Source organism: Trinickia terrae, assembly GCF_005144415.1.
GTDB classification, from domain to species: Bacteria; Pseudomonadota; Gammaproteobacteria; order Burkholderiales; family Burkholderiaceae; genus Trinickia_A; species Trinickia_A terrae.
In genome coordinates this window covers 333700-356678 of sequence record NZ_SWJE01000010.1, presented here as the reverse complement: position 1 = coordinate 356678, position 22979 = coordinate 333700, and the positions used below count along the sequence as shown (strand labels likewise).

Here is a 22979-nt window from a genome sequence, read left to right as displayed (position 1 = left end):
CCTTCCGGCACGGCGCCACCCGTGCGCCGGCGCACCGGCGCAACGGAATAAACGTGGCGGCTGGCGTGTTCTGGTTCCGGAACGCGCAATCCAAAATACAAGAGGGTGCATATGACAATCGTTCGGCAACTGGTGGTGACGCTCGGCGCGGCGTTACTGGCTCTCCTGTTCGTGGGGGCATACGGGCTTACGCAACTGCGCGAGTCGAATCAACGCATCGAAGGGCTTGAATCGCAGACCATACCCGGCCTGAAATCGATTTCAGGGGCGCTCGACGACGTCGCCGACATGCGCCTGAACCTGTACCGCCTCGTGGTGGACGGCATCGACGACGCGAGCCGCCGGTCGATCACGCAGACGATCGACGATGCGGACCGCCACTTCGACGGCCATCTCGCCGACTATCAGACCCACGACGTATCCGGCGACGCGGACCAGAAGCTGCTCGATGCCGACCGGGCGCACATCGCCGCATATCGGGACGCGCGGCGTGCCTTTCTCGAGAAGATGACCGCCGGCGACCGCGACGGCGCGCTCGCGATGCTCCACGACGGCGGCGCCGTGCACAACGCTGCGCTGGCGCTGAACGGCGGCCTGCACGATCACCTGAACGACAACATCGCGCACAGCGACGAGATGCGCGTCGCGAACCAGGACGGCTATCGCAAGGCGTTCGGCTTGATGGTGGCGATCATCGTCGGAGCGCTGGTGCTGACAGGGGGGCTCGGCGCACGCATCTATGCCGTGATTGGCAGCGGACTCACGCGTCTGCAAGAAACGCTGCAGCGGATCAGCACCCACCTCGACTTGTCCCATCGCGCCGAAGTGGCTCGGATGGACGAGATCGGCCACACCGCGACGGCGTTGAACCGGCTCCTCGAACGCGTGGCCGGGGTCGTCGCCAACGTGAGGCTGTCGAGCGACGCGGTCGGCGTCGCCTCGCGGCAGATCGCGGCCGGCAATGCAGATCTGTCCGCGCGCACCGAGCAGCAGGCGGCGTCGCTGCAGCAGACCGTCTCGAGTCTCGGCCAATTGACGGCCGCGGTTCAGCAAAACGCCGAGCGCGCCCAGCAGACAAGCGCACTCGCAGCCGAAGCGTCGCAGGTCTCGGACAGCGCGACGCAGACCGTGAACCGGATGGTCGACACCATGAGCGAAATCTCGGCGAGCTCGTCGAAGATCGGCGAAATCACGACGCTGATCGAGGGCATCGCGTTCCAGACCAACATCCTCGCGCTGAATGCCGCGGTCGAGGCCGCGCGGGCCGGCGCGCAGGGCCGCGGCTTCGCCGTCGTCGCCACCGAGGTGCGCAGTCTCGCGCAGCGTTCGTCGGCCGCGGCCAAGGAGATCAAGGACTTGATCGCGCAATCGGTCGCGACGATCGAATCCGGTTCGCGCCAGACCAGCGAAGTGGGGCGTACCGCCGACGCTGCCCGGCAAGCCACCCGGCGGGTGGCGGAAATCGTCGGCGAGATCGCGGCCGCTTCCGAGGAGCAGGGCCGCGACATCGAACAGGTCAACGTGGCAATCGGCCAGATCGACGGCGCGACTCAGCAGAATGCCGCGCTCGTCGAGGAGGCGGCCGCGGCGGCACAGTCGCTGGACGAGCAGGCCACGCGCCTCACCGGCGAGGTATCGGCCTTCAAGGTCGATGCGGCACGGCGATAACGTGGCTTGCCGGTGGAATATTGCTTGAGCGATAGGTGTTATCGAATTGAGCACCGGGAACATCGAATTAGGAATGCTCATCTTTTGCAACCAGACACCGGATCGACCATGAAACTGAATCGCACCCTTTGCTTCATCGCACTGACGCTCGGCGTTGGCGCGCCGCTTTTCGCGCATGCCGACACCCTCAAGGTGCAAGCCGGCTTGACGACCGCAGCCGAAGTGCCGCCCAAGGCCGGCGACGGCCATGGCCAGCTGACGGGCACCTACGACACGTCGTCGAAAGAGCTGCGCTGGCACGTCGACTATGCCGGCCTGAGCGGCCCCGCGACGGCGGCCCACTTCCATGGCCCGGCGCCTGCCGGCAAGAACTCGGGCGTGGCGCTTCCGATCGACGCGAAAAACCTGCCGAGCCCGATCGAAGGGCACGCAACGCTTTCCGAAGCGCAGGAAAAGGATCTGCTCGCGGGTAACTGGTATTTCAACGTCCATACCGCAACGAACTCGGGCGGCGAGATTCGCGGCCAGGTCGAGGCGGTGAAATAACGTCGGGGTTGGGAGAACCTCGGCGGCAGCGCCGAGGTTCTGGGCGCCGGTTCGGCCAAACGCCGATTCAAGCGCAAAGGCGCGCCGGCTCACTGTCAGAAAAGCCCTGCGGAATTTTCATTATTGCCTGGCAGGCCGGCGCCGGTTCTGCCGCAATAAGCCGGCCCAAAGCGCCGATGAAAACCGATCGCAATAATCAGATATCCGCCTAGCAGTTCCACTCGTTGGTCGCATATGAAATCGTATGCATGCCAGCATTCTCATATTCCGGCGTTCTATTGCGACAGAATCAATGCTCCTGCGGCTTTTCGGAGGCTGATTTAAAGGGACTTTTCTAGAGCTTCGTTTTCCCAGAAGGGGGCGGGTCATGAATTCAGTTAATGTATCCCGTGCGCGTCTGTATCATAAATGCAGCTTATATGGATGCGACCTTGTAATTCGTGAGGCAGAACCTGGCGATGCGTCTGCGATCAGCGCACTCTTCGATAAAACATATCGTGGAGAATATTTCGTTTCTGACACAACCGTCGAAGCCATTCGGCGTGACATCGAGACGCCGCATCGTTGCTTCTGGCTGATCGCGCTATTAGAGGGCGAAGCAGCGCCCATAGGCTGTTTGTTGGCGAGGATCGATGCGCAGCATCGATTGGCGAAACTCGCGAATGCGGTAGTGCTCATGAGCGTCGCAATGCGCGTGATTCGCAGAGCGCGCAAGCAGAAGTTGATAGAAGAGGCTGATAATATCAACCCGAGCATGTCCGAGAAGTCGAGTATTGCGGATTTGATGGTGCAATTGGCTACGGACCATATCACACGCGTCAATGGCGTCGTCGATGTGGTATATGCGATGACGCGTACGGCCAATGCCGCGCCAGGGCGCCTGGGCAAAACGATTGGATTCAAGCAGGCCGGTGTTCTTCCCAACGCAATCCGGATTCAGGATTTCGAGCACCTGAATTTGGAGGTTATGGTTACCCCGCGAGCACTTGAAACGAGACGTCGGTGCACCCGTGTGTTTTCCAGGCTCGCGCCGATGTACGCCTTGGTTGCGCAGAGCTTTGGCCTGGAAATCCCGCAGGTTGTGGAATGTGTCAAACCACCGCTAACGTCGCCTTTGAGCATGTCTGAAATTCAGGATGCCGCGAAAATTGCGCAAAAATATGCAGAACGCCAAAGAACGGGGCATCTCAAGCTGAATTTTTCTTTATTCCTATTTCCCAATCTCCTGCTGTCATGTGAAAGCGTTGGCGCGGAGATATTTGTCTATCACAACAGTCGCAGTGGACAAGCGATCATCGTCGACTACTGGTTCGATAACGCAAACGCGTGCACGGTCCTTCAGGCGGCTGCGCGGCTTCTCGATCGTCTCGGCGCCACCTATATCGAGATGTTGATCAGCGCCCACGATTGTGCGCTCCAGCAGCAAGCATACACAGCTCGATATTTGCCAACGGCCTATTTTCCCGCAGCAAGCCTCGCACATGACGGTTCACGTGAAGACTATTTTGTTTTCAGCAGAACCTTCAGGCTGATTGATTTCAGCCAATCGGCGATCAGTGAAGAGAATCGCCGCTTTCTTAAAGAGTACATGAAAGCATATCAGGCACTCTACGTTCCGCTCGGCGCAATGGAAGGGGCGGCATGAGAAAGCTTGATGAACGATGGGGTGGAGTACCGGAACATATGATGAGTTCACATTTCGACAGATTCGCAGTGCGTTGGCTGGCAGACGCACCTGACGCTCGGACTATGGTTGCCAGCGGCCGGGCAAGCTTGCCACTGGCAATACGTGGGCGCGATGTGATCCAGGTATTCAGCATGGCAATGGAACGTTGGAAATCCGAGCAGGTCTGGCGGTCACGGGCAATCGCCTGCATAGAGGATTTCGCGCAAGGGCATACGACATGGCATGCTGATCCGGCGCTGCTCGACGCTATTCCCATGCTGCTGGATCCAAAACTCTGGCAAACCAGGCTGGATGTGGATCTGGGTCTGCCACGCGCACTTGACGCCATCAACGAAGGACACCGGACGGAAGCGCTGCTCGCGTATCGTCCGCTTGGCGTGATTCTGCATATAAGCCCAGGCAACAGTTATCTTGGAGGCATCGAGAGCTTGTTGCACGGACTTGTCACCGGCAACCATAACATCGTCAAGCTTTCGCGCAACGCTCCGGCGGTGGCAGCCATCTTGATTGAGTTGCTGGAGTCGTGCGGGTTGCCAAAAGGACAGGCCCAGCTGGTGCTTTGGCCATCCGGTGACGATCTGATCGAATCGGCTTTGTGCAAGATGGTCGACGGTGTGGTTGCCTGGGGCAACGATGACGTCATTCGTCATTACAAGGCACGCGTGCCGTCGGGTGTGCGCGTCCTGGAGTACGGTCCGAAGCTGTCGTTTTCGGTGATGACTGCGCAGGCCCGGTATGACGAGGTCATTGACGCGCTTGTCGAGGATGCATGCGGATTCGAACAGGTCAGCTGTGTGTCGTCCCAGTTCCTGTTGCTGCAAATCCCTCATGGTGAAGACGCCGGGACGTTCCGGGAACAATCGCTCCATCGGATGGCTGCTGCTTTTGCACGTTATGCCGGGCGTTTTCCTCTGTCAGGAAAGAATCAGCATGAGCATGCGGAAATGCTCACGACATGGGATCTGGCCAAGTTGGCCAGATCCCAAGGTCGTGGTGACTTCGTCAGTGGATATCCGGACTGGCTATTGCTCTGGGAAGATGATGACGCTCCAATACAGCTATCGTCATCGTTCCGGACCTGGCGGATCTACCCCTATCGGGACGAAGAAGAGCTGATGCGGCGCCTGGCCCCAATCCGGCACTCTCTCCAAACAGCGAGCGTTGCATGCGGCGCATCTGAACTGAAGGCAATAACCGAGCGTTTGTGGGCCGCCGGCGTTCAGCGTGTCGTCGACCCGGGCAGAGCCAATATGCCTATGGCCGTGGCCCGGCACGAAGGAGGCTCGACTCTTGCCGGCATGTGCAGGGTAGTTTCACTGGAATCCCCGAAACGAAGAAATAGCCTTTGGAAGGGGGGAAACAATGAAGAGACGCTGTCGGCACTGCAAGCCTTGGCGCAGTGGGCGAAGCGTGCTCCCTTTTATGCCCGCAGGTTTAGCGCGGCGGGAATCGGCGCCGGGATCGAAGACTGGGACGCGTTCCACAAACTTCCCTGGTTGACTAAAGACGATTTTTACATCTATGGCCCTCCGCGCTCCAGCGATCTTCTGACCGTTCCTTATAGTCAGGTACGAGGGGCATATCTTTTCACTACGGGTGGCTCCACCGGCGAACCCAAGTACGCGCTTTACACCAGGGATGAATGGGACGAAGGCTCGGAAATTTTCTGCCGGACGATGGAGGCGGTCGGCATCACCAGCGAGGATCGCGTCGCAAACCTCTTCAATGCAGGAGGCTTGTGGTCCGCTTTCCTGGTGGTAAACAACGGATTGGAAAAACTCGGTTGCCTGAACCTGCCGATCGGCGGGGCGACGGAACCCGGAGACCTGTTGCATCTGCTCAAGTCTTTGGGTGCAACGGCAATCTATGGCTTGCCGTCGGTCCTGCTGCGACTCGCGCAAGTGGCTGATGCCAATCCGGCCTTGGCGGCCCATATTCCCAAGGTCGTATATGCCGGCGAGCACATGAGCGACGCGATGCGTGATTACATCCGCAAGGTCTTCGGATCGCAGTTCGTCCGCAGCCCCCTCTACGCTTCCGTGGATGCCGGGTGCATTGGGTACCAGTGCGAATTCTCGCCCAACGGCGTGTTCCACGCATTGGAGAGCTATGCGTATGTCGAGATCTGCGATGGCGAAACCGGTCAACCGGTCGCTTGCGGTGACGAAGGCGAAATCATCGTCACCAATTTCTCTCGTCGCCTGTTCCCGATATTGCGGGTCCGTACAGGGGACCGCGGATATCGATTGCGGGAGCCGTGCACCTGCGGCGCCAGTAATTTTCGTTTTCGTCTTCTGGGCCGAAGCGACGACATGGTACGAGTAGGCGGCGCAAACGTTCATGTTACCGATGTGGACAGACTATGCCAGCGTTTCTCCAACGAGCTCAGTCTCGTCTACCAGCTGCGAATTGACCGTATTGGCGTGAATGACCGCTACGAACTATGCATCGAAACCAAGCATGGCCTAAATACTGATGAACGGAATCTTCTTGCCGTCACGGTCACGGACGCGTACCTCGAAATCGCAGACGAGGTCAGGGAATATCTCGCCGATGGAATCTTGCTGCACTTCAACCTGTCGTTGTTATCGCCAGGCGCATTGAGGGGCAATGAAAAGACAGGCAAGGTCAGACGCGTGGTCGACAGTCGATGATCTGAACGCCGGTTGCGTCTCCTTTTCTCAATTGCAGTGCACTGCCTTCAAAATCAAGGACACCTTTTGGTGACTTCCGGTCTCCCCATAAAAAATCGCAGAATCGCACTGCTCGCGGTCTGTCTAGGCATGCTGATGATCGTGTTCGACGAGACGATCGTGAATGTGGCGCTACCTTCGATTGCAGCGGAACTTGGTCTCCACCAGACATTCCTTGTCTGGATCGTCAATGCATACTTGCTGGCCTTTGTCGGCTTCCTGCTGCTCGGCGGGCGGCTGGGCGACATACATGGTTATAGCAAGGTGTTCCTTGCAGGGATCATGCTGTTCACGCTCGCATCGCTCGCCTGCGGTATCGCGAGCTCGCCGGTACTGTTGATCTGCGGACGTGCCCTCCAGGGGATGGGTGGCGCCGTCGTGTCGGCGGTTTCGCTGTCGTTGATCATCGATCTTTTTCCCGAACCCGCCGAGCGTGCAAAGGCGATGGGGCTCTACGCATTCGTGAACGCGTGCGGTGGGAGCGTGGGCGTAGTGCTAAGTGGAATTCTGACGAGTCTACTAAACTGGCATTGGATCTTTTTTGTCAACGTGCCGATCGGAGTTGCCGTATATATTGCGTGCGCTGCAACCTTACCCGCGCGGCGCAACGATCAACACGCAAAGCGTCTCGATGCCGTGGGTGCGCTGCTCATCACTCTGCCGCTGCTGCTTACGGTCTACGCCATCGCTAACGGTAACGCTGCAGGATGGTTGTCATTTCAAACGATGGGACTGCTCGGTGTCTCGATATTTTTATTCACTGCCTGGACCTTGATCGAGAGCCAAGTGGCGCATCCGCTGATACCACTTGCGCTGATTCATTCGCGGAACGTCGCAGTCGCAAATGCCGTTGGGATGCTGTGGGCGGCGGCAATATACGCTTGGTTCTTCTTTATGACGCTGTATTTGCAGCGAGTGCTTGGCTATCGGCCGCTTCAGGTTGGACTTGCGTTTCTCCCCGCAAACGTGGTCATGGCAGCGCTGTCGCTAGGCCTGTCGCCGAAAATCGTGATGCGTTTCGGCATTCGCGGCCCGCTTTCATTGGGCCTGCTCGTTGCGGCGCTTGGGTTGATGCTGTTCGCACAGACACCTGGTAGCGGCAGCTATCTGGGTCACGTGCTGCCCGGCATGGTACTGATTGGATTCGGAGCCGGTATCGCATTCAATCCGGTTCTGCTTGCTGCAACGAGCAATGTCGAACCCTCGGATTCAGGGATCGTGTCGGGTATCTTCCATACGTCGTTCATGGTCGGCGGTGCGGTGGGGCTCGCTGCGCTGGACAGCCTTGCGACTTCGCATACCGACAGCTTGATACGCGCGCATGCGGCGGCGAACGATGCATTGGTAGGCGGCTACCGGTTGGCGTTCTGGATTGGCGCGGCCATTGTAGGGACATCTTCCCTCCTCAGTAAAATGCTGTTGCGGGAGACGGTTCTGTCGCCATGAGGCGGTCTGGTATCGCGTTGGCGCTTGACAGGAGCGGGGCCAATCTGGCCGCACTCCAGGACATCAAGGCCGCCCGCTGTCAGGAAATCCTTGTGGCATTTTCATCATCGACTGACAGTCCTGCGCTTGCCTCCGTGCTTGAGACCTCTCATAGTCTGCGCTACGCAGCGCTTTGACTTCCACAATGACGACGCAACCCAGCCTGGCATCCCGACTCATCGAGGCGCATGCCGATTTTCCGATGACACAGCCCGCGGACCGGCACGCACGCTGGCTTCCCGCAGCCGCGTCGCTCCTTTCGCTGCTGGTTTTCCTGGCCGCGGTCCCGTTTTCGAAGATTCCGCTTCAGCCGGTGCCGGCGTTCATCCCCATCTACGAATCGGCGCTCATCGTCAACGACCTGATCACCTCCGTTCTCCTGTTCGGGCAATGCGTGATCTCGCGCTCCCGCGCGCTCGGCGCGCTGGCGAGCGGGTACTTGTACACCGCGACGCTTGCCTTTTTCCACATGCTGAGCTTTCCGGGACTGTTCTCGCCGACCGGGCTCCTGGGCGCCGGAGCGCAGAGCACGGCCTGGATCTATATGTTCTGGCACGCGGGATTCCCGCTCTTCGTCATCGCGTACGCGCTCCTCAAAGGGCGCAGACAGGACGAGATGGCCGGCAACCCCCTCGGGGCCGGGCGGCTCTTCATCATCATCGGCGCCGTGCTCTGCGCGGGGGCCGCGCTGGCGGCGCTGGCGACAGCGGGGGCGCACCTGTTGCCGGACATCATGGCGGGCAACCACTACACGCCGAAGATGCTCGCGGTGGCGGGGACGGCCTGGGGATGCTGTCTCCTCGGCCTAGTCGTGCTGTGGCGGCAAAGATGGCATTCGATCATCGATCTCTGGCTGATGGTCGTGCTGTGCGCCTGGATCTGCGACGTCGCGCTCAGCGTCGTATTCAACGCGGGCCGCTACGACCTCGGGTTCTATGCGGGGAGGATGTACGGGCTGTTCGCGGCGAGCTTCGTGCTTTTGCTTCTCCTCGTCGAAAACAGCTCCCTGCAATCGCGGCTCGCAGCGGCGCTCGACGAGCTGAAACGGCTTGCCACGAGCGATCCGCTCACCGGCATCGCCAACCGCCGCGCCTTCGAGACAGCGCTGGCGGCGCACTGGCGGCGTGCTGCCCACGGCAGCTCGCCGCTGTCGATGCTGATGATCGACATCGACTTCTTCAAGCAATTCAACGATCACTATGGGCATGTCGAAGGCGACCGGTGTCTCGTGCTCGTCGCCGAGTGCCTCGTTCGGACAGCGCGGCGCGGAACCGATCTGGTGGCGCGCTATGGCGGCGAGGAGTTCGCGGTGCTGTTGCCGGACACCGATGCGGCATCGGCCGCGCACATCGGGCAACGGATGTGCGATGCGGTCGCCGCGCTCGCCATTCCGAATGCGGGAGCTGCCGGGCGTCCCAACGTCACCATCAGCGTCGGCGTCGCCAGCCGGATCGTGGAAGCGGGCGCGGCGCCGATGGACCTGACGAAGGCAGCCGATCGCGCGCTTTATGCAGCCAAGGCTGCGGGACGGGCCCGGGTGGAAGAAGCGAGTTCCGAAGAGCCTGAATGGAGAACGTCGTGAATCAACCCATCGGTAACCTCACCGAGCTTCTCGCATCGATGCATCCCGAGCTGAACGAAGGCGTCTATGTCTACACGTCGGTTCCGCTCGATGCCGATATCAGCCAATTGGCTCCGCTGGCGACGTTTCGCGAGCGGGAGGGATTGACGCTTGTCGTCGATGAAGCGGCGGCTCTAAGCGCGGGGCTGCAGCCTTTGTTTCGCGCCGCCTGGATCACCCTCACCGTGCACTCGGATCTGCAGGCCGTAGGGTTGACCGCGGCATTCGCGAAAGCGCTCGGCGACGCCGGAATCAGCTGCAACGTGGTCGCGGCGGCCTTTCACGATCACATCTTTGTGCCTGTCGAATCCGCGCAGCGTGCGCTCGCGCAACTGCTGCTTTTGCAACAGCGTGCGCAGCAAGGCTGCGCGTCGTCTCACCTCTGAGACAGATCGGACCGGGCCTCGGCCCGGCCACGCGACGCGCGTTCCTGTGCGCGCTCGACCTCATTCAACGCCCTGTTGCCGTCTTTCCAGGGGCCGCCCGAGGCTCGACAGGATTCGCGCAATAACAGGTTCCTCTGCGACGCTCTGTTGCTTTGCAAACGGTTGAATCGCACGCGCCGGTTTCCAGGCTTCTCTTCAGCATCCGCTCGACTCTCCGCTTCGCGTTTGCGGCACCGGTATCACCCGTGCAGCCGTATCGGCAGCGAAACGTTTTGGACCGCCAACGGAGCCGCGGCGGCGAGCGATCCATATCGGGCGCGGGTCTTTCCCGCATGGTACGACTCCTGCTCGGTGCCCCAGGGCATGCATTCCGAGGGGGAGACCAACGACATGAAACGTCGAAATCAAAAGGGCGCCGTGGCCGTGGAGTTCGCACTGGTCCTGCCCGTGCTGCTCATACTCGTGTTCGGCATCATCGAGTTCAGCCTCGTGCTGTACGACCAGGCGATCATGACCAATGCCAGCCGGGAGGCCGCCAGGGCCGGCGTCGTGCTGTCGTCGCCCAAGCCGACGGTGGCGCAGATTCAGACAGTCGCGACCAACTACCTCTCGAACTACCTGGTCACGTTCGGGAGTTCCACCACGCCGACCGTCACGGTGCCCAACGGGGCTGGCGGCAGTTTCGGCACGCCGCTGACCGTGAACATCGCCTACACCTTCACGGGCCTTTCGTTTGTCAGCATGATCAGCCCGCTCACGGGGTCGTTGGCGCTCAACGCCACGACCACCATGAACAACGAATGAGGGGAGGCGACATGAACCGCTCCTACGCTCGCTTCACGAGACGCACGCGCACGCAGGCGCCAGGGCGTCAACGCGGCGCCGTCGCCATCACGGTCGCGTTCCTGATGCTCGCGCTGCTCGGGTTTGGCGCGATCGCCATCGATCTCGGTTATCTGCTCGTCGAGCGCAACGAATTGCAGAACGACGTCGATGCGGCGGCCCTCGCCGGCGCGCCGTGCCTCTTTCAACGCAGCGTCTGCGGGAACCTGACGGCGACCCAGCCCGACTGGACCACGGCGACCAACATGGCGACATCCGCGATCAAGCTCAACAAGTCCGGCAACATGACGATGACGCAGGGCACGGTGACCTACGGCTACTGGAACCTGACCGGAACGCCGAGCGGGCTGCAGCCGTTGCCGTACACGCCGGGCGCCAATGACCTGCCGGCGGTGAGCGTGAAGGTCAGCCGGTCCACCGGCCAGAATGGCGGCCCGGTGAGCACGTTCCTCGCATGGGCGATCGGGGTCTCTTCGGAGCCGGTCAGCGCGCAGGCTGTCGCGGCCATCTCGTATCCGGGCAACGTCGGGAACGGGGGGCTCTTCCCGGTCGCGATGAGCCAATGCATGTACAACACGTTCTGGGATTCGACCAACAACAAGCCCAAGACGGCGACGAGCGCGACGCCGCCCAGCGGACAGCCATCGAGCGTCGTGGAGACTGCGGGGCAGCCCTACATGTTTGCGATCACGTCGTCGTACCATGCCGGGCCGTGCGAAGCCGGGCAGTGGACGACCTTCGGCACGACCTCGAACGACGTGCCCTACATCCAGTCGCTCATCTCGGACGGCAACCCGACCCCGGTCGCGATCGGGCAGTCGCCTGGAACCTATATGACGCCCGGCACGAAAACGGTGCTCTACAACAACGTCAATTCGTGCAGCGCGGCCGGCAACGGATCGTGCGAATACGTGACGGTGCCCGTCGTCTCGAGTCTTGCCACGGGCGCGTATCAGCCGGTGGTGGCGTTCGCCTGCCTGAAAATCGACTCGGCCACTGGCGGGAGCAACAAATACATCGTGGTGGAGATGAGCAACAACTCCGACAAATGCCAGACGAAGGGGGGAAGCGGCATCGGGCCGGCGTATGGGGCGCTGACGCCGCCGCATCTGGTCCAATGAAGGGCGATGGGCGGTGGCTTCGGCTCGCCGCCCGTTCCGTCGGCCGCGCTCGGCCGCAGTGTTATTTCGTGCCGCTTCCGGGTTCCGTTTTCTCAGCCGTCTTGGACCCGTGCACGCCGTTGTGAATCGCGTTCTTGGTGGCGTCGTAGCCCTTGTGCACCCCATGCTTGGTCGCGTCGTAGCCCTCGCGCGCCGTATGCGCGATCGCGTGGCCCACTTTCTTCGATGTTCTGGCCGTGGCGTGCGCGGCCGCGCTCGCGCCGTGACCGATGTCCTTGCCGGCGTCCTTCACGTCTTCCTTGAATTGATGGGCGGCTCCCGAGACGTCCGCATGCGCGGCAGGGCCGAACGCCGCAGCCATGAGCGCGGCCAGCAGCAGTTTCCGGGTGTTTTTCATGATCCCTTTTCCTTGGGTGTGTTGTGTGGAGGGGGCGATTATCGATCTGGATCCTGTTGCGCCGTTCCGAAATTCAACCGCGTGCCGGAAGCGTCGAGTATCACGGCGGCGCGTCCGGTCATCACCAGTTGGGCGTCGCAGCGCAGGGCGAAGCGGTAGAGCACGTTGCCGGCATCGGCGCTGATGCGCTCGGCCTCGATCGTCAAGGGTCCGTCGAGCGTATCGAGCCGCGCCACGTGCGCCTCGACGCCGCGCAGGCTCGCGAGCAGCCCGGCGCGCGGCCGGCCCTGCGTCGTGCCGAGCGCCGCGCCGTGCACGGCCATCGCCTGCGCCGCGTACTCGACGCCGCAGACGGCGGCCAGGCGTCCGTTCGAGCGCAGCGGATTGTGCGGATCGCGATGGCTGGTCGCGACGCACCGGATCGTGTCTTCGCTCCATGCCTCGACTGAATCGAGCAGGCACATCGCGCCGCTGTGCGGAATGTGCGCGGCGATCCATGCCCGGTCGAGCGTGGCGGGAGGCGGGGGAGTCGAACTCATGACGCCGTGTCTCTATCTTGAGACGTCACCGCGACGTCGACTTCGAGCCGCAGATCATCCAGGTACTCCAGCACGACGCTCCCGGAACGCCGCGCCGCGAGCGCTTCGACGAGCGGCAGCGCGCGGGCGGCGGGATTGCCGAGGCGCAGCGCTTCGAATGCGGGCGACGCGAGCGTGGTCGCGCTCGCGTCCGTGAGACGCACCTCGATCCGCGCCAGCGTGCGCTCGCTGGCTTGCGGAGCCAGCACCAGGGCCACGCCAAAGGCGTCGTCGATCGGACGCATCTCGTGGATCGGCGCGGGGTACGCCGTATCGAATGCGATCAGGAGCGTCGGCCTCGCATCGATCGCGGCCTGGGTGACGCTTTCGAGCAGCCCCGCGGCAAAGCTGCCGTCGTAGGCGCAGATCACGTTGGCCGGCGCCATCGCGCGCATGGCGATGCCCCAGTATCCCGCCGGCGCGTTCTGTACGGAGTTGTGAAAGCGCGTCGGCGACAGCGCGCGGTCTTCGCCCGCGAGCGTTTCGCACACCGCGTGGCAATTCTGGCCGTCGCCGCCCGATGCGGCGAAGACGGTCGCGAGCGTCGCCGCATCGCGCTCGCTCGCCGCCACCGCTTCGCCGCCGACCGCCAGCGCGAGCTTGACCGGTGCGCCGGTGCGGCGGCGCTCCGGCCCGGGCAAGGCCGAGGGAGGCGGCAGCACGGTGGGCTGCGGTTCGTAGGCGGTCTTGCCAGCGAGCACCTGCACGGCCTGCGGCCAGCCGGACAGGCCCGGCCCGAGCACCCCGGCGCCTTCGATGTATGCGTGCAAGCGCGTCGTCATGATGGCTCCCGCCCCAGCACCAGGCTGCAATTCGTGCCGCCGAAACCGAACGAGTTGCTGAGCACGGCGCGTACGCGCGCGGGGCGGCTCGTCAGGCAGTAGTCGAGGCCGAGCGCCGGATCGGGATGCGTCGTCTGGACGCCGGCCGGCACGAACTGATGACGCAACGCCAGCGCCGCGACGACCGCTTCGAGCGCGCCCGCCGCGCCGAGCGTATGGCCGGTCGCGCCCTTGGTCGAGCTGCATGGCGTGCGCTCGAAGACGGCGTTGACCGAGCGGCTTTCGGCGGCGTCGTTGCTTGGCGTGGCCGTGCCGTGCAGGTTGATGTAGTCGATGTCGCGCGCCTGGAGGCTCGCCGCAGCCAGCGCCTGTTCGATCGCGAGCCGTGCGCCGAGGCCTTCGGGATGTGGCGACGACATGTGATGGGCATCGCTCGATTCGCCGATGCCGAGCAGCAGGATGGCTTCATCGCCGGCTCGGGGCGCGGCGTCCGCGCGCTCGAGCAGCACGAAGGCCGCGGCCTCGCCGATCGAGATGCCCTTGCGCGCGATGTCGAACGGCTTGCAGGGCTGCGCCGACAGCAACTCGAGCGAATTGAATCCGTACAGCGTGGTCAGGCACAGCGAATCGACGCCGCCGACCACGGCCGCGTCGATCAGCCCCGCTTCGAGCATGCGGCGCGCCGAGCCGAACACCTTGGCGCCCGACGAGCACGCCGACGACACCGCGAGCGCCGGGCCGCGCAGCGCGAAGAACGCGCGGACGAACCCGGCGAGCGAATAGGGGTTGTGCGTGTACGCGTAGTTGAAATCGGCAGGCAGCGCGCCGCTCTCCGGATCGCGCCGCTGGAACGCGCGCTCGGTTTCGAGGACGCCGGCCGTGCTGGTGCCCATGAACACACCGACGCGCGCGGCGCCGTAGCGCGTCTTGGCCGCCTCGACGGCTTCGGCGAAGCCGTCCTGCAGCAGGCCCAGTTGCGCGAGCCGGTGATTGCGGCACTCGAACTCGGCGAGCCCTGCGCGCACCGGCTCATCGTCGACGCCCGCGACGGCGCCGATCCAGGTGTCGAGCGCCGCGCGCTCGAAATCGCAGTAGGTGAGGCCGCTGCGCGCATCAAGCAGCGCCTCCAGGGTGGCGTCGAGCCCGCGTCCAAGGCAGCTCGTGGCCGTGAAGTGAGTCAGCAGTAACGGGTTCACTGGATTCCATCCGGTTGCCGGCCTGCCTCGGCGGGCGGCTCGGCTGCGTGGGGTGTCGTGGCTTCGTGCGCTGCGCGCAGCGTCGTCCAGCGCAATTGTGCGTCTTGCGCCGCGCGCAGGACCATCGGCAGAACCTCGAGCACGATCGGGCGGCCTTGCGTGTCGCGCGCCGCGTTGCCGTCGTGCAGCAGCAGGATGTCGCGCGGACCGAGCCCGCGCAGCAGCCGCCGGGCGACGAGATCGGGCTCGCGCGCGCGGGTGTCGAAGCCGCGCCGCGTCCAGGCCGCCAATTGCAGGCCCAGCTCGCACAGCACCGGTTCGAGGAACGGGTTGCGCAGTCCCGCGGGGGCGCGGAAGAACAGCGGCCGCGTGCCGGCGATCGCGGTCAAGGTCTCCTGCGCGGCGGAGATCTCGCGGCGCAGCGCGCGCAGCCCCGATACCGAGAAGGTGTGGCGATGACGCTGGCTGTGGTTCTCCACGGCGTGGCCGCGCGCCACGATGGCTTCCACGCAGCGCGGGTGGCGGCGAGCAAGGTCGCCGATGCAGAAGAACGTGGCGCGCGCGCCGTACGCGTCGAGCAGGTCGAGCACGCGCGGCGTCACCTCGGGATCGGGACCGTCGTCGATGGTGAGCGCGATGCGCTCGCCTATGCCGGCCGGCAGCGTCGTCCAGTTCGGTCCGAGCAGGCGGCTGCGCGGCCAGAGGCCCGCCGTCGCCAGGGCCACGTGCGAGGCGGCCACGCTCCCCGCCGCCCAGGGCCACAGCGCGGGCTCGGCCGCCACGGCGGCCGCGGCCGCCGCATGCAGCGCGACCGTCCCCGATACGAGCGGCGTGGGCTTCCAGCGCCGCACGCCGATGCCTGCGCTGGAGGTTGCCTGCTCGATGGTTGTTGTTGTCGGCTTCATGACGTGCCCTCGTTTTGCGGGCTCCGATGTTCGTGCGGCGCCTGCGGCGCCAGGATCGCCGAGAACACCAGCGCGAGGATGGCGCCGGGGCCGACCGTCAAGCCGAACGATTCGAGCATCGGCACGCGGGACAGCGCCAGCAGGCCGAATCCGGCGACCGTCGCGAGGTTCGCGATCAGCAGCGAGACGAGCGTCGACGGGCCGATGCGCGCGGCGTCGCCGTGTTGCGCGCTCCGGTTGAAGAACAAGGCGTAGTTGGAGCCGACCGCCACGATCAGGAGGAGACCGATCAAATGCAGGATCGTGAGCGGCACGTGCGCGAGCGCGAACCCCGCGCTGACGACGAGCACGGCGGCCACGAGCGGCGCCAGCGTGCGTGCGACGCGCGCCGGATCGCGCAGCGCGGCGAGCAGCAGCACGACGATCGCGGCGAAGCCTGCGAGCGACAGGCGGATCTCTTCGCGCAGGTAGTTCACGTAGAGGCGATCCGCCTCGGCCTTGAGGTCGACGAAGAGCGCGCCGGGCACGCCCGCGCGAGCGACGGCGGCGCGGGTCGCGCCGGCATCGAGGCTGGCGTCTTGCGCGGTCTTTGCGGCCTTTGCAGCCTTTGTGTCTGTTGTGGGCTGCGCTTCGCCGCTCGCCCCCGACGGCGCGCGCAGCGTCAACATGGCGCTCCATTGGCCGCCGCGTTCGGTGAGCAGCGCATCGACGGCAAGCGCCATCGACGTTCCCCGCAGGTCGGCACGCGTCAGCAACGGCTGCCCGCGCGCGTTCTCCACGTCGGCGATGAAGGGCTTCACGACGTCGGGCTTGATGTCGACCGCCTGATTCGCGAGCGCCGCATCGACGCGTTTCGCGAGCGCATCGGCAGGCGGCAGGCTCGCGAGGCGCGCGCGCTGCGTGGCCTCGCTCGGCAGGTAGCGCGCGGGGGTCTCGAAGCCCGCGAGCACGCCCTGGTCCACGAGCGGCTGGAGCCGCGCGGCGATCCTTTCCGCGCCTTCGAGCGCGGCTTGCTCGCTCGCGCCTGGCACGACGACCAGGAAACGCACGTCGGGCGCGCCGAGATCGGCGCGCAGCTTGGCGTCGAGCGCCTGGCTTTGCGCCGGCACGGGACTCAGCGCGGCAAGCTCGCGGCCCCATAGCTCACCGCGATGCAGCGCGAGGATCGCAACGGCCGCCGCCAGCAGCGCCGCGAGCGGCCAGCGCAGCGCGCGCGCGGCGGCGAGCGCTCGCACGAGCAGGCCGCCGAGCCGCGAGACATCGCGCATCGAGCCGGCCTCGCCGCGCAGATGCGGCAGCACGTAGCGCGTCACCGCGGCGGCGGCGATGAGCCCCGCGATCGAATAGAGCCCGAGCTGCACGAGGCCCGGAAAGCCCGAAAACAGCATCGATGCGAAGCCGCAGACAGACGTCAGCACGCCGAGCCGGATGGTCGGCCAATTGGCCGCGATCCACTCGCGCATCGAGTCCGAGCCGCGCGCGAGCGCCGTGGCTCCCGACGACTGCACGAACAGATAGATCGAGTAATCGACGGCCTCGCCCATGAGCGTCGTGCCGAAGCCGAGCGTCAGTCCGTGGACCGTGCCGAAAGCGAGGCTCACCGCCGCAAGGCCGGCCGCGACACCCGACAGCACGGGCAGGAGCCCGAATGCGAGCGTGAGCGGCGAGCGGTAGACGATGAGCAGCAGGCCGACGATCAGCGCCAGGCTCACGCTCGACAGGCGTTCGACGTCGTGCTTGATGGTGTCGCGCGTCTGAACGGAGAACACGCCGGGACCGGAGAGCAGCAGGCGATAGGGCGAGGCCGGGGAGGGCAAGGCCGAGCCGAAGGCGCTGCGCACGGCTTGCATCGCGCGCGCCTGCGCGTCGGTGTCCGAGCCCGCGCCGGCCGTCTGCACGACGAGCACCGCGCGCGCGCCGTCGCGCGAGGCCCAGACGCCGTCCTGCGACACCGGCTGCGCGCCGCTGTCGAGCTGGCTCACGATCGCGGCCGTCTCGCCGGTCGGGTCGTGCGGCAGCAGCGACTTCGTCATCAGGCCCGCGGACGAGCTCAGCAGGTCGATGCTGTCGCCGAATGCCTGATGCAGACCGTCCGCCGTGAAACGCTGCGGCGTCACCGACGGACTCAGCACATACCGATGCGCGAAGATGAACTGCTGATCGCGCGCATCGTTGACGGGCTCGCCGTTATTGACCGACGCGAATTGCGGATCGGCGCGCAGCGTCGCGGCCACGCGCTTGGACAGCGCGGCGCGTCCGGCGGCGTCGCCGCCGTCGATCGCGGCCAGCATCAGGCGCGAGACGGCCCCGTCGCGCAACTGGTCGACCAGCACGCGCTGCTCCGCGCTCGGCGCGTGCGGCAGGAAGGCGGAGAGGTCGGCGGTAAAGCTCGCGCGATGGATGACGAACGCGCAGGCGAGCAGCAACAGCAGCCAGATCTGCACCGCGCGTTGGCGCAACGCCGTGCGCAAGCACGGTCGCGCGGATCGTCGTGGCAGCGCGGGTTCTTGCATCACTCTCTCGCGGCTTCCTGGAGCTGCATGACCGAATGGTCGCCGTCGGCCTGCTCGATCGCGACGGTGTGCAGCGCGCCGCGCGCGCCGTCGAGCGTGATCGTGCGGACCACCTTGCGGGTGCGCGAGTCGAGCGGCGTGAGCGTCAGCGTCCAGCCGTCGCCGCTTCCCGCGAGCGCGACCTGGTAGACGTGCTCGAGGACCTCGCGATTGCCCGAGAGCGTCGCGCGGATGCTGTCGATGAACGCGGACAGCTCGGGATAGCGCGCGAGCGCCAGCGTGTATTTGCGCTCGCCGCGCTCGACGGTCAGCATGTCGCCGTCCACGACGAGGCGCTCGGGCTTCGGGCTCGTCGTGACTTTCTCGAGGTGATCGGGCGCGATGAACACGAGTTCGCCCGACGACTTCACCGGCTGCGCGGTGATCGAGAGGTACTTGAGCTCGACGAAGGTGGCGCGGCGCGACTTGTACTGCGCGAGCGTCGACATGAGCTGGTCGAGCGTCCAGTTCGGGGCGTTCGTCTCGGCCGCATGGGCGTGGGGCGGCAACGTGCTCAAGGCCAGCACGGCGGCGGCAAGCGCCGCGAGCGATCCGGCGGCGCGCAGCCGCAAGCCGAAAATGCGGACCATGCGTCAGGACTCCTCGGCGACGGGCACGCCGCGCGCCACCGGCGCCGGTGCCGGCGTCGGCTCGCGGCTTGCGCGCGGCGCGGCTCCGGCAGTGCCGGCGGCATCAGCGGCATTGGCGCCGTGCCAGAAGTCGAAATAGTTGAACCAGTTGTAGGGCGCGGCGCGGCAGTGCTTTTCCAGCAGCGTGACGTAGCGCGCGAGCGCGGCGTCCACGTGCGCCGCGCGCTCGCCGCGCGTGACCGAGCTGAAATCGGCAAGCGGCTCGAAGTGCACGTCATAGCGGTTGCCGCCGCGATAGAGGCCCGTCATGAAGATGACCGGGCGCCGCAGCATCGCCGCCATGCGCAGCGGGCCGAGCGGGAACGCGGCGGGCGAGCCGAGAAAGCGCAGGCGCTCGAGCGAATCGTGCGCTTCGTGCAGGAAGGTGCGGTCGGCGAGCATGCCGATCATGCAGCCGTCGTCGAGATGCTCGCGCGCCTTCAGCATCGAGTCGGGATGCCCGAGGCTGATGACGTTCGGCTTGGCGGCGGGGTTCACGGTGGCGAGGATCGCGTTGATGTTGCGCGCGTTCTCCTCGTACATCATGACCGCGACGCGCAAGCCCGGCCGCGTGCGGCCGATCGCGCGGACGACTTCGAAGCTGCCCAGGTGCGCGCCGATCAGGAACGCGCCGCCGCCTCGCTCGAACACGGCATCGAAATGCTCGCCGCCGTGCACGTGGATGTCGAACAGGTCGAACTGCCCGTTCATCAGGTAGATGCGGTCGTGGATCGTCGCCGCGAAGTGGAACACGTGGCGATAGATATCGCGCAAGCGAGCGGGCCTGCCGAGCGCGCGGCCCAGATACTCGCGGGAGGCCTTGCGGGCCGCGGGCGAGAACAGCACGAAATAGCCGGCGATGGCGCGCAGCAGGACGCGGCCGAGCGGCCGTCCGAGGCGCAGCGACAGCCACGTCATGATGCGCAGCAAGGCGGGGTGGCTGCGCTCCTCGCGCTGCGCCCAGTCGGCGCGGCCGGTGCATGCGGGGCGCTTCACGATGCGCCTCGCTTGGAGAGCACGCCGGTCGCGACCGTGCGCGAATCCGTCGTGACCGAGAAATCGATCGCGCCGCTGTCGAGCATCCGGAACGACAGTGCAAGCGGCACGCCCGGCAGCGCCGGGCTCAAGAACTTCGCCGAACTGATCTTGCAGGCGCCGAGCTCGCGATCGAGCGCGCGGCCGATGCCGCTGATCGCGTGATCGAGCAGCACCACGCCGGGCACGATCGGCTGCCCGGGGAAATGGCCGGGCAGGGCGGGGTGGTCGAGCGGGATCTCGAAGGTGACCGGTTGCGCGGGCGGCTTGCTTGCGCCGCCTTGCGCTTGGTCGCGCCGCGCAGACCGGGTGGACGAAGCGAGCAACGCTGCCAGCGTCTCGCGCGGCAGCTTGCCGGCTTCGTTGCGCGGCAGCGCATCGACGAGCACCAGCGGACGCGGCATGAACGCGGCATCGATGCGCTCGCGCAAGGCGCGCAGGATGTCGGCTGTGCCGAGCGCGGGCGCAACGACGAACGCGGCGAGCCGCGCGACGGGTTCGTGCTGGCCGCCATGCGCCGAGGCGGTCGCGTCCGGCATGAAGAACACGCCGTCCGTCACGCCCGGTATCGCCGTCAGCTGATGGTTCAGGTAGCCGAGCGAGGTGCGTTTGCCGGCGATGTTGATGAGGTCGGCCTTGCGCCCTTGCAGCAGGAAATGCGTGCCGTCGAGCAAAGTCAGCATGTCGCCCATGGGCGTCGGATCTTCGACGTGGCCTCCGGCGGCCCAGGCTTCGGCGTCGCCTCCGGCGTCGTGCTCCGCGGCCTGCATCCGCAGCGCGACATCGGGGACGAGCCGCCAGACGGGGCCTTGCGCGGTGCGCCGCGTGGCGATCTTGCCGGTCTCGGTGCTGCCGTAGATCTCGACGAGCGGCGCCGCAAGCCGTGCTTCGGCCTCGGCGGCCAGGCTCTCCGAGAGCGGAGCGGTGGCCGACAGGATCAGCGCCGTGCGCGGCAACGCTTCCTCGGACATCAGCAACGCGCGCAGGTGAACCGGCGACGTGACGAGCACGCGCGGTTCCGGCACGGACTCGAGCGCCGCGCGGATGTCGGCGGGATAGAACGGCTGGCGGTTGCTGAAGGCGAGGCCGCCGATGAGCGCAAGCAGGACCGAGTGCTCGAAGCCGTACATGTGCTGCGGCGGCACGGTCGCGACGAGCGTAGTGCCGCGCGCGCCGGAGAGACCGAGCGGCGCGAGCCCGGCTTGCACGCCCCTGACGAGCGAGCCCCAGGTCTTGCGGTGCGGCCGCGGCGTGCCCGTCGAGCCCGACGTGAAGATGCAGGCCGCAACGCGTGAGGCGTCGATCTGCGGCACGGTATGCGGAACGGTGGCATCGGCTCGGGCGCCGCCCGCCAAGCCGGGAAAGCGCAGGCGCGCGAGCTCGAACGCGCACTCGTCGGCGTCGTACAGGCAGAAGGTATCGGGCGCGAATGCAATGAGCTCGCGCACGGCTTGGGGCGTATGCGTCGAAGGCAGGAGGCTCACTTTGCCGGCAACGAGCGCGGCGCCGAAACCGACCGCGAAGCGATAGCGGTCCTTGCACGCGTTGAAGACGTGCCCGCCTTGCGGAAGCGCCGCGGCGAGGCGCGCGACGTCGGCGAGAAACACGCGCACGGAGACCGGCGCGCCATCGCACCAGGCAATCGTCTCATCCAGCGATGAATGGGATACGAGCGGAAAACTCGGCATAACGTCAACGAAAGCAGTCACAGTATGTCGTGCGGCCGCACGGGCAGGCGTTGCAAGCGCCAGGCCTATCGCGCCCCGGCCCAGCGCGATCATGCATCGGCGTGCATCGAGCGCCGGTACGCGCGCACCCCATCGAAAATGCCCGTGCGCGGCTCGTCCGGCAGGGCGATGCGGCGGCAGCCGTACTCGGCGGCGAACATCGCCGCGACGAGCGGCAGCATCAGATAGTTGGCGAACGTCGACCACGTCACGATCGAGGTCAGCGCGAACAGCAGCGTCGAGACGCCGGCGATCGCCATGAAGAACAGCATCCATGCAACCGTGATGCCGCGCGTATAGGCGGCCACGGCGGGCGTCAGCGAGCCGTGCACCATGGCGGCGAAGCGGCTGCACAAAGGCTCGCGGCTCGCCAGCAGCGTGCGGCCGAACAGCGCCGCCATCGCCAGGTTGAACGAGACGTGCTCGAGATACAGCCCCCACTCGAAATGCTGGGTAAGGAGTGCGCGTTCCTTCCAGAGAAGCGCACAGCCGAGCAGCCAGAGCGGAGCGAACCAGGCACGCCGCGCCGATCGCAGCGCGGCGCCGAGCGCGAGCGCCAGGAGCGGCGCCAACGCCAGCGCGAGCCCCACGCCCTGGAAGCCGGGCGTGCTCACGGCGTAATGGGCGCCAAGCTCGTAGGCCGCCACGAGCGCGATACCGGTCACCGCGCGCGCGGCCTGAATCGGGCCGGTCATTTGCGACCCGGTCATGCGCGACCCGGTCTTGCGCGACTCGGTCTTGCGCGACCCGGTCATTCTGCATCCGCGGCAGCGCCGCGCCGCAACTGGGGCCAGACTGAAAACGGATGAATGACAATGCGGGGCATGTTGATGTCGGGAAGCGGGTGGAGCCTGCCGGCGGCCGGGGAGACGAGCCCCCGGGCGCCCAGGTGCGTCGATCATACGGATTCCGTGTAACGCTCTTGTAACGCGGGCGTGGCGTTTTGTAACCGATTGTGTGACGGTTCGCCGGGCGTCCAGCAGCCCAAATTTTACCGTATATGAGATAGCGCAATACCTTACGGCGATTTCCTCCCGAAAAGGGTCGCGGGAGGCTTGCCAGGCTTTGTAACTCTTGCGTGCGCCGGGCCGCGCCGGGGCGTATACGCGATGCGGCCCTTGGTCTAGA

The 22979-nt window shown here is 65.4% G+C and carries 19 protein-coding genes; 9 read left to right on the top strand and 10 right to left on the bottom strand.

The features are described 5' to 3' along the window. Positions 1 to 111 precede the first annotated feature (111 nt). The 9 genes from FAZ69_RS20080 (at position 112) to FAZ69_RS20040 (ending at position 12050) form a co-directional block, all read left to right on the top strand. Positions 112 to 1668 (top strand): methyl-accepting chemotaxis protein, encoded by a 1557-nt coding sequence (locus FAZ69_RS20080; RefSeq protein WP_136896817.1) that lies wholly within the window; start codon positions 112 to 114, stop codon positions 1666 to 1668. A 108-nt stretch (positions 1669 to 1776) separates the two neighbouring features. Next, positions 1777 to 2214 carry a CHRD domain-containing protein gene (locus FAZ69_RS20075; protein WP_136896816.1) on the top strand — a complete coding sequence of 146 codons (438 nt, stop codon included), beginning with the start codon at positions 1777 to 1779 and terminating at the stop codon, positions 2212 to 2214. A gap of 367 nt (positions 2215 to 2581) precedes the next feature. Continuing rightward, on the top strand, positions 2582 to 3859 hold the full coding sequence (locus tag FAZ69_RS20070) for a GNAT family N-acetyltransferase (protein ID WP_136896815.1): 1278 nt from the start codon (positions 2582 to 2584) through the stop codon (positions 3857 to 3859). Continuing rightward, positions 3856 to 6555: an aldehyde dehydrogenase family protein gene (locus FAZ69_RS20065; RefSeq protein WP_136896814.1), complete on the top strand. Its 2700-nt coding sequence runs from the start codon at positions 3856 to 3858 to the stop codon at positions 6553 to 6555. Before FAZ69_RS20070 ends, FAZ69_RS20065 begins: the two co-directional genes overlap by 4 nt. Positions 6556 to 6624: 69 nt before the next feature. Beyond that, on the top strand, positions 6625 to 8040 hold the full coding sequence (locus tag FAZ69_RS20060; protein WP_136896813.1) for an MFS transporter: 1416 nt from the start codon (positions 6625 to 6627) through the stop codon (positions 8038 to 8040). A 241-nt stretch (positions 8041 to 8281) separates the two neighbouring features. Next, the gene (locus FAZ69_RS20055) at positions 8282 to 9661 is read left to right on the top strand and encodes a sensor domain-containing diguanylate cyclase (protein WP_240702350.1); all 1380 of its coding nucleotides are present in this window, start codon (positions 8282 to 8284) and stop codon (positions 9659 to 9661) included. Further along, complete coding sequence (locus tag FAZ69_RS20050; RefSeq protein ID WP_136896811.1) at positions 9658 to 10086, top strand: ACT domain-containing protein; 429 nt, start codon at positions 9658 to 9660, stop codon at positions 10084 to 10086. The genes FAZ69_RS20055 and FAZ69_RS20050 overlap by 4 nt, the downstream gene beginning before the upstream one ends. 390 nt (positions 10087 to 10476) lie before the next feature. Continuing rightward, positions 10477 to 10890: a TadE/TadG family type IV pilus assembly protein gene (locus FAZ69_RS20045; RefSeq protein ID WP_240702349.1), complete on the top strand. Its 414-nt coding sequence runs from the start codon at positions 10477 to 10479 to the stop codon at positions 10888 to 10890. Between the two features lie 11 nt (positions 10891 to 10901). Next, positions 10902 to 12050: a TadG family pilus assembly protein gene (locus tag FAZ69_RS20040; RefSeq protein WP_136896809.1), complete on the top strand. Its 1149-nt coding sequence runs from the start codon at positions 10902 to 10904 to the stop codon at positions 12048 to 12050. 61 nt (positions 12051 to 12111) lie between these two features. Here FAZ69_RS20040 and FAZ69_RS20035 read toward each other — a convergent pair whose 3' ends face one another. The 10 genes from FAZ69_RS20035 to FAZ69_RS19990 form a co-directional block, all read right to left on the bottom strand. After that, a complete protein-coding gene (locus tag FAZ69_RS20035; protein WP_206171220.1) occupies positions 12112 to 12447 on the bottom strand; it encodes a hypothetical protein in 336 nt (111 codons plus the stop codon). Between the two features lie 38 nt (positions 12448 to 12485). Beyond that, positions 12486 to 12986, bottom strand: a complete 501-nt coding sequence (locus FAZ69_RS20030; RefSeq protein ID WP_136896808.1) for a hotdog family protein — start codon at positions 12984 to 12986, stop codon at positions 12486 to 12488. Beyond that, positions 12983 to 13807, bottom strand: coding sequence for a beta-ketoacyl synthase chain length factor (locus tag FAZ69_RS20025; protein ID WP_136896807.1), 825 nt, complete (start codon positions 13805 to 13807; stop codon positions 12983 to 12985). The genes FAZ69_RS20030 and FAZ69_RS20025 overlap by 4 nt, the downstream gene beginning before the upstream one ends. Continuing rightward, positions 13804 to 15003: a beta-ketoacyl-[acyl-carrier-protein] synthase family protein gene (locus tag FAZ69_RS20020; RefSeq protein WP_136896806.1), complete on the bottom strand. Its 1200-nt coding sequence runs from the start codon at positions 15001 to 15003 to the stop codon at positions 13804 to 13806. The genes FAZ69_RS20025 and FAZ69_RS20020 overlap by 4 nt, the downstream gene beginning before the upstream one ends. Further along, the gene (locus FAZ69_RS20015) at positions 15000 to 15908 is read right to left on the bottom strand and encodes a polysaccharide deacetylase family protein (RefSeq protein WP_136896805.1); all 909 of its coding nucleotides are present in this window, start codon (positions 15906 to 15908) and stop codon (positions 15000 to 15002) included. Before FAZ69_RS20015 ends, FAZ69_RS20020 begins: the two co-directional genes overlap by 4 nt. Further along, entirely contained in the window at positions 15905 to 18421 is a 2517-nt protein-coding gene (locus tag FAZ69_RS20010; RefSeq protein WP_136896804.1) for an MMPL family transporter, read from the bottom strand. The genes FAZ69_RS20015 and FAZ69_RS20010 overlap by 4 nt, the downstream gene beginning before the upstream one ends. Then, on the bottom strand, positions 18421 to 19050 hold the full coding sequence (locus tag FAZ69_RS20005) for a LolA-related protein (protein ID WP_136896803.1): 630 nt from the start codon (positions 19048 to 19050) through the stop codon (positions 18421 to 18423). Before FAZ69_RS20005 ends, FAZ69_RS20010 begins: the two co-directional genes overlap by 1 nt. A 3-nt stretch (positions 19051 to 19053) precedes the next feature. Further along, positions 19054 to 20007 carry a lysophospholipid acyltransferase family protein gene (locus FAZ69_RS20000; RefSeq protein WP_136896888.1) on the bottom strand — a complete coding sequence of 318 codons (954 nt, stop codon included), beginning with the start codon at positions 20005 to 20007 and terminating at the stop codon, positions 19054 to 19056. Positions 20008 to 20081: 74 nt separating this feature from the next. After that, the gene (locus FAZ69_RS19995; RefSeq protein WP_136896889.1) at positions 20082 to 21812 is read right to left on the bottom strand and encodes an AMP-binding protein; all 1731 of its coding nucleotides are present in this window, start codon (positions 21810 to 21812) and stop codon (positions 20082 to 20084) included. A gap of 89 nt (positions 21813 to 21901) precedes the next feature. Then, a complete protein-coding gene (locus FAZ69_RS19990; protein ID WP_136896887.1) occupies positions 21902 to 22546 on the bottom strand; it encodes a COG4648 family protein in 645 nt (214 codons plus the stop codon). Between the last annotated feature and the right edge of the window lie 433 nt (positions 22547 to 22979).

Coding starts and splice junctions, on each gene's coding strand:
- FAZ69_RS20080 (WP_136896817.1), top strand. CDS start 112: ATGACAATCGTTCGGCAACTGGTGGTGACGCTCGGCGCGGCGTTACTG.
- FAZ69_RS20075 (WP_136896816.1), top strand. CDS start 1,777: ATGAAACTGAATCGCACCCTTTGCTTCATCGCACTGACGCTCGGCGTT.
- FAZ69_RS20070 (WP_136896815.1), top strand. CDS start 2,582: ATGAATTCAGTTAATGTATCCCGTGCGCGTCTGTATCATAAATGCAGC.
- FAZ69_RS20065 (WP_136896814.1), top strand. CDS start 3,856: ATGAGAAAGCTTGATGAACGATGGGGTGGAGTACCGGAACATATGATG.
- FAZ69_RS20055 (WP_240702350.1), top strand. CDS start 8,282: ATGACACAGCCCGCGGACCGGCACGCACGCTGGCTTCCCGCAGCCGCG.
- FAZ69_RS20045 (WP_240702349.1), top strand. CDS start 10,477: ATGAAACGTCGAAATCAAAAGGGCGCCGTGGCCGTGGAGTTCGCACTG.
- FAZ69_RS20040 (WP_136896809.1), top strand. CDS start 10,902: ATGAACCGCTCCTACGCTCGCTTCACGAGACGCACGCGCACGCAGGCG.
- FAZ69_RS20035 (WP_206171220.1), bottom strand. CDS start 12,447: ATGAAAAACACCCGGAAACTGCTGCTGGCCGCGCTCATGGCTGCGGCG.
- FAZ69_RS20030 (WP_136896808.1), bottom strand. CDS start 12,986: ATGAGTTCGACTCCCCCGCCTCCCGCCACGCTCGACCGGGCATGGATC.
- FAZ69_RS20025 (WP_136896807.1), bottom strand. CDS start 13,807: ATGACGACGCGCTTGCACGCATACATCGAAGGCGCCGGGGTGCTCGGG.
- FAZ69_RS20015 (WP_136896805.1), bottom strand. CDS start 15,908: ATGAAGCCGACAACAACAACCATCGAGCAGGCAACCTCCAGCGCAGGC.
- FAZ69_RS20010 (WP_136896804.1), bottom strand. CDS start 18,421: ATGCAAGAACCCGCGCTGCCACGACGATCCGCGCGACCGTGCTTGCGC.
- FAZ69_RS20005 (WP_136896803.1), bottom strand. CDS start 19,050: ATGGTCCGCATTTTCGGCTTGCGGCTGCGCGCCGCCGGATCGCTCGCG.
- FAZ69_RS20000 (WP_136896888.1), bottom strand. CDS start 20,007: ATGACGTGGCTGTCGCTGCGCCTCGGACGGCCGCTCGGCCGCGTCCTG.
- FAZ69_RS19995 (WP_136896889.1), bottom strand. CDS start 21,812: ATGCCGAGTTTTCCGCTCGTATCCCATTCATCGCTGGATGAGACGATT.
- FAZ69_RS19990 (WP_136896887.1), bottom strand. CDS start 22,546: ATGACCGGCCCGATTCAGGCCGCGCGCGCGGTGACCGGTATCGCGCTC.